This is a genomic window from Sphingomonas sp., assembly GCF_042096255.1.
Taxonomy (GTDB): domain Bacteria; phylum Pseudomonadota; class Alphaproteobacteria; order Sphingomonadales; family Sphingomonadaceae; genus Sphingomonas.
Genome location: NZ_JBELLZ010000123.1, coordinates 1275 through 7604, shown reverse-complemented (window position 1 = coordinate 7604; position 6330 = coordinate 1275). Strand labels below are relative to the sequence as shown.

Below are 6330 nucleotides of genomic sequence, written 5' to 3'. Positions count from 1 at the left end.
CTTGAGAATGCGCTCGCGTGCGTCACGCGAGAATTTCACGTCCTTGGCTGCCATGGTGGCTACCCTTTCCTTGAGACGAATTGAGACAGTTTAGGCGCAGGAACGATCGCTCAGCCGACGATGCCGAGGATGTCCGATTCCTTCATGATCAGCAGGTCCTCGCCGTTGAGCTTGACCTCGGTGCCCGACCACTTGCCGAACAGGATACGGTCGCCGGCCTTGACGTCGAGCGGGGTGACGGCGCCGTCCTTCTCGCTCTTGATGCCGGTGCCGGCGGCGACGACCTCGCCCTCCTGCGGCTTTTCCTTGGCGGTGTCGGGGATGATGATCCCGCCGGCCGTCTTCTCCTCCGCCTCGACGCGGCGGACGAGAACGCGGTCGTGCAACGGACGAAAGTTCATTGCTGTACCCTCTCTTTGAGCAATGGTGACAATGCGATTGGCACTCGGCTGAGTCGAGTGCCAGCGAGGCGCATATGTGAGGACGTGCGCGGAGCGTCAATGGGGACAGGACCGGCTTTCGGAACCTTTTTGACGGTCCGTTCAGGCGGGGCGAGCCGGGAGCAGGCCGAGCCGTTCGCGCGCGTGCCAGCGCCACAGCAGCAGCACCGAGACGACCAGCAGGCCTACCGCGAGGCCGATCCAGACGCCGGTGCCCTCCAGCGGCGTGCGGAAGCCGAGTGCCACCGAGCAGACGAAGCCCACCGCCCAATAGCCGAACAGCGCGACCAGCATCGGCACGCGCGTGTCCTGCAGGCCGCGCAGCACGCCGGCCGCCACCGCCTGCGCGCCGTCGACCAACTGGAACACCGCCGCGACCGCGAGATAGCGGATCGCCAGCGCGACCACCGCCGCATTGGCCGCATCGTCCACGTCAACATAGGCGGAGACGAACAGCCGCGGCGCGATCCACATCGCCGCGGCGCTGATCGCCATGAAGCCGATCCCGAGCACCAGCGCGACCCGCCCTGCCCGGCCGATCCACACCGGATCGCTCGCGCCATAGGCCATGCCGACGCGGATCGTCGCCGCCTGCGCGACGCCGAACGGCACCTGGAAGGCGATGGCGGCGATGTTGAGCGCCACCGCATGCGCGGCGACTTCGGTGACGCCGATCAGCCCCATCAGCAGCGCGGCGCCGCCGAACAGCGCGCCTTCGAACATCCAGGTGAGGCTGATCGGCACGCCGAGGCGGACGATCTCGCGGAAGCGCGGCCATTCGCTGCGCCACCAGCGGCCGAACAGGCGATAGCGGCGCAGCCGCGGATCACGGGTGAGGATGGCAACATAGGCGAGCGCCATTGCCGACAGGCTGAGGACGCTGGCGATGGCCGAGCCCTCCAGCCCCAGCGCCGGCGCGCCGAGATTGCCAAAGACGAACACCCAATTGCCCAAGATGCCGAGCCCCAGCGCCATGCCAGTGACCAGGAACGCCCATCCGGGCCGGCCCAGCGCCGCCGCCGCCGTGCGCATCACGCCCGAAGCGACGCCCGGGAGGGTGGCGATCAGCAGAATGTCCAGGAACCGTCCTGCCCTGCGCGCCACATCCGGGTCCTGCCCGGCGAGGCGCAGCAGGGTCTCACCATGCGCGAGGACCAGGATGACGAGGAGCGATCCGGCCGCCCCCACCCACATCGCCATGCGGAAGCTGCGGCGGACCTCGCGGACCGCGTGCTTGCGGCGACCGAGCTCGGCAGCGATGAGCGGCGCGGCGGCACTCGTTAGGCCGATCATCGCATACATCAGCAAGTTGAATAGGAAGACGCCGAGAGTGGAGGCGGCGAGGTCTCGGGTGCCGAGGCGCGCAACGAAGATCACGTCCACCGCGCTGACCGCCATCTGAAGCAGGTTCGCGCCGACCAGCGGCAGGGCCAGCCGCGTCAGCGCGCCCAGCTCCGCCCGGTCGGTCGCGGGCGCGGAGCCGGCGAGCGGCGCGAGGACAGGCGTTTCCATGGTGCGGGCGCGTTAGGCGGTTCAGAGCGCCTTGGAAACATGGCCGCCAGCTACAGCGACCGTGGCAACGAAACGGCGGTCAGCCGCAGCGGTCGTAACCGTGTTCGCCGCTGCTGCCTCGCATAACCCTGAATTTGATTCGCACTGCCACGGCCTAAGAGTCGCTCAGAACAGTTGCACGGAAAGATCCATATGAGCGAGCAAGTTGGGGATCATTGCCTCACGATTGCCAATCATGCGTGATTCAGTCATACTTGGCTCAAACGCCGGCTCTGCCGCTGGAGCGTGATTCGGCAGAAAGTCGTCAGCATCAACGACCATGAAGTCGCTTTTCCGGATAACGGACTTGGTGGTGACGTGACCGACCAGCATCTGAGCTTCGGGGCCGCTTCCATCCCTATCGAAAAATACGTCCGCCTGGTTGCTTCGAGGCATGTTGCTCACGACAAGACGATCATCGGGATCGACGGCAGCGGTGCCGAACACGATGTTCTGCTTTGTGACTTTGCCGCCGAGCTCTTGAAAGAATTCGTCGTCCAGCGCAATCTTATCGATTCGATGCTCGAAGTCCTTCGCAATGGAAGGTCTCCATCCCCTACCAGTACCGGTAACCACGAAGGTGTCGGCACCACTCCCTCCGTAGCTACCGTAGTAACCAGGACGACCAACCAGTACGTCATCACCGGCACCGCCGTACAGGCTAGTATCGGAGACCCGAGATGCGATCAGGACATCATCGCCACCGTAGCCATAGATGTTCCGCATTGCGTCATTTGCGCGGATCACATCGTCTTCTGCGAGTAAGTTTTCTAGGATCTCCTCAGCGCTCCTGCCGTTAGCGATCTCTCCGGCAAGAAAATCTCGTACGTTGCTACCGCCGATCGTGCCAAAAATGACCCCATCGGGATCGAAGCCGAGCTTACCATTGGGTGCGATGATGACGTGTCCGAGATAGCTCGTGTTCGTCTGGGTAGTAAACACGGTCGAATCGTAGATCGTGCGATCGGAGAAGAATGCTTGCTGTGCGCCGGATCGCAGAGTACGATCATATTGTCGGCTGAGCTCGAAATAAGTACTTGGCTCCGCCTCGCCAAGGCCGCTCAGGAACGTTACGTCCACCATTGCCTCGCCCTCCCCACCCTGCGTTCAGCAATCAAGCGTAACCTAGCAGAGCCAGCAGACGAGGTCACGCTTGTTCGCGTTCCGCCAGCAGCGCGGTTCTCGGACGCGCGCGCAACGCCACCACCAGCACGCCGAGCAGGGCGAGCCCGGCCCCCGCGATCATCCGCGCGTCGAGCTGCTCGCCGTTGAGCATCACGCCGAGCGCAATGGCGGACAAGGGCGTCATCAGCGTGAGCGGGGACCAGCCCGGAAACACCGCGAAGCGTATTGCTTGAACATGACACGTCGGGGTAGAGCGGTGCGATAGGAGTTCGGACATGAAGCTGGTGCGCGGCGCCTGGAAGTTGCTGGTCGGGATCAAGGACGCGCTGGTGCTGGTCGCCATGCTGCTGTTCTTCGTGGCGCTGTTCGCGGCGCTCAACGCCCGGCCCAGCGCCACCACCATCCGCGACGGCGCGCTGGTGCTCGACCTGTCCGGCTCGATCGTCGAGCAGCCGGAGGAGGTGGCGCCGTTCGCGCTGCTATCCGGCCAGGAGGTTGCTCGCCAGCTGCGGCTGCGCGACCTGGTCCGGTCGATCGACGCCGCGCGGACCGACAGCCGGGTGAAAGCGATCGTGCTCGACCTCGACAGCTTTGCCGGCGGCTACCCCGCCGCGGTGACCGAAGTGGCGGATGCGCTGGCGCGCGCGCGCCGGGCGGGCAAGCCCGTGCTCGCCTTCGCCACCGCCTATACCGACGCTGGCTACCGACTCGCCGTGGCGGCCAGCGAGATCTGGGTCAACCCGATGGGCGGCGTGCTGCTGACCGGGCCGGGCGGAAACCAGCTGTACTACAAGGGGCTGATCGACAGGCTGGGGGTGAACACGCACGTCTATCGTGTCGGCCGCTACAAGTCCTTTGTGGAGCCCTACACCCGCACCGATCAGTCGCCCGACGCACGCGCGGCGATGGAGGCGCTCTACGGCAGCCTCCTCGACCAGTATCTTTCCGGCGTCGCCAGAACGCGGCCGAAGGCGCAGGTGCGCGGCTTCCTGGCGCAGCCCGCCGCGGCGGTGGTGGGCACCGGCGGCGACGTGGCACGCGCGAACCTGAATGCGGGGATGGTGGACAGATTGGGCGACCGGCTGGCGTTCGAGAAGCGCGTCGCCGCGATCGCGGGGACCGAACCGAACAAGGCGCCGGGCAGTTTCCGCCGCATCCGCTACGACGACTATCTCGCCGCGCATCCGCTGCCGACCACCGGCGCGGTGGGCGTGGTGACGGTGGCGGGCGACATCATCGACGGCAAGGCCGATCCGGGCACCGCCGGGGGCGACACGATCAAGGACTTCGTCCTCGACGGCCTCGCCAAGGGCAACCTGAAGGCGCTGGTGGTGCGGATCGAATCGCCCGGCGGCTCGGCGCTCGCCTCCGAGACGATCCGCAATGCGGTGATGGAGGCCAAGCGGCGCGGGTTGCCGGTGGTGGTCTCGATGGGCGGCGTCGCCGCATCGGGCGGCTATTGGGTGGCGACCGCGGGCGACACCATCTTCGCCGAGCCCAACACGATCACCGGATCGATCGGCATCTTCGGCATCATCCCTACCTTCGAGAACAGCCTGGCCAAGATCGGCATCACCACCGACGGGGTGAAGACCACGCCGCTGTCGGGCCAGCCGGACGTGATCGGCGGGGTGACGCCGGAGGTGGACCGGCTGTTCCAGGCCGGCATCGAGAAGGGCTATCGCGACTTCATCGGCCGCGTCGCCGCGGCGCGCAAGTTGTCGCCGGCGCGGGTGAACGAGATCGCGCAGGGACGCGTGTGGGACGGCGGCACCGCGCGGCAGATCGGGCTGGTCGACCGGTTCGGCACGCTGTCGGACGCGATCAAGGAGGCGGCGAGGCGCGCCAAGCTCGATCCCGCCAAGGTCGAGGTCCAGTACCTGGAGAAGAAGCCCGGCTGGGCGGCGGACCTGGCGCGCCAGCTCAATCGTCAGGAAGAGGATGCCGGCGCGCCCGCCGACGCCTTCACCCGGATCGCCTGGGGGCAGCGCCAGCAGTTCGCCCGCGCGATCGGCGACATGAAGCGGCTGGTCCTCTCCGGCGCGGCGGTGCAGGCGCGTTGCCTGGAATGCGGCGGCTGGGGCCCGGCGGCGGCGACGCCGGGCGACGCGACGCTGATGGTGCGGGTGCTGGAGCGGATCGGGCTGTAGTTCAGCTCCTGCCGCGATAGGTTGGCAAAGCGAGATGCCAGCGGATCGCCGCAGCCCGGAGTGCGAAACCGGCGATCGCCGCCACCGGCGCAGCAACGCCGAAGGGAACGCCGGCGAGCACCATGCCGACGTGGAGCGAGGAGGCGAGTGCTGCGGCGGTGACGTAGAGTTCGGGGCGCATCAGGATCGACGGCTCGCCTGCGAGCACGTCGCGGATGATGCCGCCGACGCAGGCCGCGACCACGCCCATCACCGCCGCGGGCACGGGCGGGATGCCGTAGCGTAGCGCCTTTGCGGTGCCATAGACCGCATAAGCGGCGAGGCCGACCGCGTCGAACCAGTCGAGCGCGGCGCCGCGCCACCAGCGCTCGGGCGTCGCCCAGATCAGCAGCGCAACGGCGAGACACACCGCCGCTGCCCGCGTGTCATGCACCCAGAACACCGGCGCGCCGATCAGCAGATCGCGCACGGTGCCGCCGCCCACACCGGTAACGAGGGCGAAGAAGGCGAAGGTGACCAGGGTCTGCCGGTGCCGCGCCGCCGCCAGCGCGCCCGATGCGGCGAAGACGGCGAGCCCGGCCAGATCGAACCAGGGGATGAAGGCGGGGATCAGCGGCGACATGTCTGCGTGCGATACCCCTCGATGCCGCCCCTGCAAAATCCTGAACCGCACGTTGTCGGCAGTTCATGCAACCGCGCCTAGACGGGTGACGTTACGCCCCCGTCATCGTTCTTCAGGAGCCGAGTTTATGCGTAAGCTGATGCTGAGCCTGGGCTGCGCCGCCATGGTCGCCCCCGCGCTGGTCGCCACCACCTCGGATGCGGACGCGCAGCGCCGCCGCTATGCGTACAAGGAGTGGCGCGGGAAGGACGGGCGCACCTACTGCCGCCGTTCGGATGGCACCACCGGGCTGATCGTCGGCGGCGTCGCCGGCGCGCTGGTCGGCCGCACCATCGACACGCGCGGTGACCGGACGCTGGGTACGCTGGGCGGCGCGGTCGCGGGCGCGCTGGTCGGCCGCGAGGTGGACCGGGGCGGCAAGCGCCGCTGCCGCTGACCCGAT

Annotated in this window: 7 protein-coding genes; 2 read left to right on the top strand and 5 right to left on the bottom strand. The window is 67.5% G+C overall.

Features of this window, described 5'->3' with window-relative positions; all coding sequences use genetic code 11:
* Positions 1–110: 110 nt before the first annotated feature.
* The 4 genes from groES to ACFDTH_RS16345 form a co-directional block, all read right to left on the bottom strand.
* Positions 111–401 (bottom strand): co-chaperone GroES, encoded by a 291-nt coding sequence (groES, locus tag ACFDTH_RS16360; RefSeq protein WP_375288628.1) that lies wholly within the window; start codon positions 399–401, stop codon positions 111–113.
* 141 nt (positions 402–542) lie between these two features.
* Positions 543–1952 (bottom strand): MATE family efflux transporter, encoded by a 1410-nt coding sequence (locus ACFDTH_RS16355; RefSeq protein WP_375288627.1) that lies wholly within the window; start codon positions 1950–1952, stop codon positions 543–545.
* A gap of 165 nt (positions 1953–2117) precedes the next feature.
* Entirely contained in the window at positions 2118–3074 is a 957-nt protein-coding gene (locus ACFDTH_RS16350) for a hypothetical protein (protein WP_375288626.1), read from the bottom strand.
* A 64-nt stretch (positions 3075–3138) separates the two neighbouring features.
* On the bottom strand, positions 3139–3300 hold the full coding sequence (locus tag ACFDTH_RS16345; protein WP_375288625.1) for a hypothetical protein: 162 nt from the start codon (positions 3298–3300) through the stop codon (positions 3139–3141).
* 91 nt (positions 3301–3391) lie between these two features.
* On the opposite strand from ACFDTH_RS16345, the gene sppA reads away from it, so the two are divergent.
* Complete coding sequence (sppA, locus tag ACFDTH_RS16340; RefSeq protein ID WP_375288624.1) at positions 3392–5266, top strand: signal peptide peptidase SppA; 1875 nt, start codon at positions 3392–3394, stop codon at positions 5264–5266.
* A gap of 1 nt (position 5267) precedes the next feature.
* Here the strand turns inward: sppA and ACFDTH_RS16335 are convergent, their stop codons facing one another.
* Positions 5268–5888, bottom strand: a complete 621-nt coding sequence (locus ACFDTH_RS16335; protein WP_375288623.1) for a trimeric intracellular cation channel family protein — start codon at positions 5886–5888, stop codon at positions 5268–5270.
* Positions 5889–6015: 127 nt separating this feature from the next.
* Here ACFDTH_RS16335 and ACFDTH_RS16330 point away from each other — a divergent pair, with 127 nt between their 5' ends.
* The gene (locus ACFDTH_RS16330) at positions 6016–6324 is read left to right on the top strand and encodes a glycine zipper 2TM domain-containing protein (protein WP_375288622.1); all 309 of its coding nucleotides are present in this window, start codon (positions 6016–6018) and stop codon (positions 6322–6324) included.
* The last annotated feature ends 6 nt before the right edge of the window (positions 6325–6330 follow it).

What these genes read in the sequence shown, in the direction of transcription:
- ACFDTH_RS16350 (WP_375288626.1), bottom strand. Translation starts at nt 3,074, where the DNA reads ATGGTGGACGTAACGTTCCTGAGCGGCCTTGGCGAGGCGGAGCCAAGT.
- sppA (WP_375288624.1), top strand. Translation starts at nt 3,392, where the DNA reads ATGAAGCTGGTGCGCGGCGCCTGGAAGTTGCTGGTCGGGATCAAGGAC.
- ACFDTH_RS16345 (WP_375288625.1), bottom strand. Translation starts at nt 3,300, where the DNA reads ATGACGCCCTTGTCCGCCATTGCGCTCGGCGTGATGCTCAACGGCGAG.
- ACFDTH_RS16355 (WP_375288627.1), bottom strand. Translation starts at nt 1,952, where the DNA reads ATGGAAACGCCTGTCCTCGCGCCGCTCGCCGGCTCCGCGCCCGCGACC.
- ACFDTH_RS16335 (WP_375288623.1), bottom strand. Translation starts at nt 5,888, where the DNA reads ATGTCGCCGCTGATCCCCGCCTTCATCCCCTGGTTCGATCTGGCCGGG.
- groES (WP_375288628.1), bottom strand. Translation starts at nt 401, where the DNA reads ATGAACTTTCGTCCGTTGCACGACCGCGTTCTCGTCCGCCGCGTCGAG.
- ACFDTH_RS16330 (WP_375288622.1), top strand. Translation starts at nt 6,016, where the DNA reads ATGCGTAAGCTGATGCTGAGCCTGGGCTGCGCCGCCATGGTCGCCCCC.